This window comes from Romboutsia sp., from assembly GCF_051659545.1.
GTDB lineage: Bacteria > Bacillota > Clostridia > Peptostreptococcales > Peptostreptococcaceae > JBOFOR01.
Genome location: NZ_JBOFOR010000329.1, coordinates 1 through 2840, shown reverse-complemented (window position 1 = coordinate 2840; position 2840 = coordinate 1). Strand labels below are relative to the sequence as shown.

Here is a 2840-nt window from a genome sequence, read left to right as displayed (position 1 = left end):
AATTAAGATGCTTTACTGGTGCTACCATCATATTTGTAAAATTCAAATCTTCAAGCATCCACATATTTTTATTCCAATATCTACTTTCCTTTTTTGTTGGTGCATTTAGAATCTCTCTGTTTGATATTGCTGAAAGCACTTTTCTTACAGAGTCTTTTGTGAAGTCTTCACCATATAGACATTTCATATCTTCTTGATTCGATAGTCCAATGAAGAATGAATCTGCTATCTTTTCCCTTTGATGTATTGAATCCCAAACATAAAGCATCATTTCTAAAATTTCATTTTTAATTATAATTTTAGCCAAGTTAAAATCCCCCTCTTGTATATTAAAATTTTTATAGTAGAACTACTCTCCGCTTAAATTAACCTTTAGTTTTTGTCCCCAATAGCCCCTTGAATTGGTATATTATACCGTTTTGAAAGTTCTAGCATAGTACAAGTATAGCACAAAATCAAGAATATGCAGCTGATAATCGTCTTTGTTTTTTTGCATAAGTTCATCAAAAGTAGCAAGGCAAGTAAGATGCAATCAAAAGGTTGCATCTTATTTTAGTGTGTCTATCTAATTGTTGTAGGTTTTATTATTATTGATTGTTATCACTTAAGCAGTATAAATTGGATAACACACACATATGAATTTTTATGAGGGATAAAATTTTAAAAGTGAGGTACAGAGTAATGGATAATGGTAATTTCAAGCTTGACGCGGATACCGTAAAGGTTATGTGGGTAAAAACTTACAATACAGATGGCAAGCCTGATTGGTCTCATATATTTCCTTATTATCATGACCAAATAGTATTTCAAGACTGCATTCAAAGAATTGAAGGAAAAGAAAACTTTATGGCTATGTGTGATAGGCTGACAAATAGATGCAAGAGCTTAAGAATGGACTTAACTAATGTAGTGCAACATTCTAATGTTATAACCATGGAATGGAAAATGACCATGTCTTTTAGAAAATCACCAGATACACCTATTTTTGGAGCTACAAGGCTGACACTTCATGAAGATGGAAGAATAATAGAGCAAAGGGATTATTATGACATATGGGGAGATATATTTAATGGTATCCCTAAGTTTGGTAAAGCGTATAGAAAATTTATGCACAAATATTTTGGATAAGAGGTGAAGATAATGGCCAGAGGAATTAGCATTTATACCAAATGGTAAGCTTCCTCATAAGATTAGTGATAAAAACATGAAAGGTAAAACTTGTGTCATTACAGGAACTACATCTGGAATTGGATTAGAAACCTTAAAACAGCTTGCAAAGGGTGGAGCTAATATTGTAATGGTTTGTAGAAATGAAGAAAAAGCTTTAAGAGTTAAGGCGGAAACTCTTGCAAAACATGATGTTTCAATAGATATTGTTATTGCTGACTTTAGTTCACTTATACAAGTACGTAGAGCTGCACAAACTATATTAAGTAATTATCCTAAAATTGATGTTTTGATAAACAACATAGGGATGTATTCAACTAGTAAACAACATACAGAAGATGGTTTTGAAATGGTGTTTATAGTAAATCATTTATCACCATTTTTATTTACTAAATTACTTCTTCCAAGACTAAAGGAAAGTGGGAAGGCTAGGATAATTCAAGTCAATTCAGAAGGACATAGATTCAATGGATTAGATACTAATGACATTCATTGGAGGAAAAGAATATATACAGGACTTAGAGGATATGGAGCATCAAAAAGTGCTCAACTACTAACGGTTAGGGAGTTATCAGATAGTCTAAAAGATTCAGATGTTACTATAAACGCAATACATCCAGGTGAGGTAAGAACCAATATAGGAAATAATAATAGAGCCCTTTATAGATTGAGTTCAAAATATATTGTTCACAAAATCTTTAAGGACCCTAAAATGTCTGGAGAGTCATTATATTATTTTGCAGCAGATCCAGAGGTAGAAGGAGTAAGTGGGAAGTTTTTCTATCTAACTACAGAAGAATTACCAGCAAAACATATACTAGATAGTAATTATCAAAAGGAAGTTTATAATCTGAGCATGAATTTAGTAGGGTTAAAGGAATAAATTATAAAGGATGAGTATTATGGATTATGATGTTATTGTAGTAGGTGGTGGAAGTGCAGGGCTAACAGCAGCTGCGTATTTATCTAGAGCTTGCAAAAAAGTATTATTATGTGAAAAAGAAGCTAAAGTTGGTGGGCTTGTAAATTCCTTTGAATATAAGGGTTTTACCTTTGATGGTGGGATACGAGCTATTGAAGATTCAGGTGTAATAAAGCCAATGGTTAGGCAATTAGGCATAGATATAGAGTTTTTGGAGAATGTTGTTTCCTTAGGTATTGAAGAGGAAGTTATAAAGATTAAATCTAAAGAGAATTTAGAGGATTATAAAAAACTACTGATTAATGCTTTTCCAGATAATGTTAAGGACATAGACAAAATAATTGAAGAGATAAAAAATATCATGGAGTGTATGGATATATTATATGGAATAGAGCATCCCTTGTTTGTAGAGAATAAAGAGGATAAAGAATATTTATTAAAAACGATCCTTCCATGGTTTATTAAACTTTTAGGTAAACTACCTAAAATAAATAAATTAAACGTGCCAGTTGAAGAATATTTAAAGAATTTTACGGATAGTCAAGCTCTAAGAGATATGATATCACAATCCTTTTTTACCAATACTCCAAGCTTTTTTGCGTTAAGTTATTTTAGTCTTTACTTAGACTATAGGTATCCAAAGGGTGGTACAGGAGTATTTATGCATAAGCTTCAAGACTTTATTATTGAAAATAAAGGTGAGATAAAAAAGAATACTGAAATATGCAACATAGATTTAAAAAATAAAAAA

General features: G+C 31.3%; 4 protein-coding genes. 3 read left to right on the top strand and 1 reads right to left on the bottom strand.

The annotated features are described in order from the left end of the window. A partial coding sequence (locus ACRC03_RS19420; protein WP_438654263.1) for a TDE2712 family protein occupies positions 1-307 on the bottom strand: 307 nt, incomplete at its 3' end. Between the two features lie 374 nt (positions 308-681). On the opposite strand from ACRC03_RS19420, the gene ACRC03_RS19415 reads away from it, so the two are divergent. The 3 genes from ACRC03_RS19415 to ACRC03_RS19405 form a co-directional block, all read left to right on the top strand. Then, positions 682-1128 (top strand): nuclear transport factor 2 family protein, encoded by a 447-nt coding sequence (locus ACRC03_RS19415; protein WP_438654262.1) that lies wholly within the window; start codon positions 682-684, stop codon positions 1126-1128. A 76-nt stretch (positions 1129-1204) separates the two neighbouring features. Beyond that, positions 1205-2050 carry an SDR family NAD(P)-dependent oxidoreductase gene (locus ACRC03_RS19410; protein WP_438654261.1) on the top strand — a complete coding sequence of 282 codons (846 nt, stop codon included), beginning with the start codon at positions 1205-1207 and terminating at the stop codon, positions 2048-2050. Positions 2051-2069: 19 nt separating this feature from the next. Beyond that, positions 2070-2840, top strand: a 771-nt coding sequence (locus tag ACRC03_RS19405; protein WP_438654260.1) for a phytoene desaturase family protein, incomplete at its 3' end; no start/stop codon positions are given.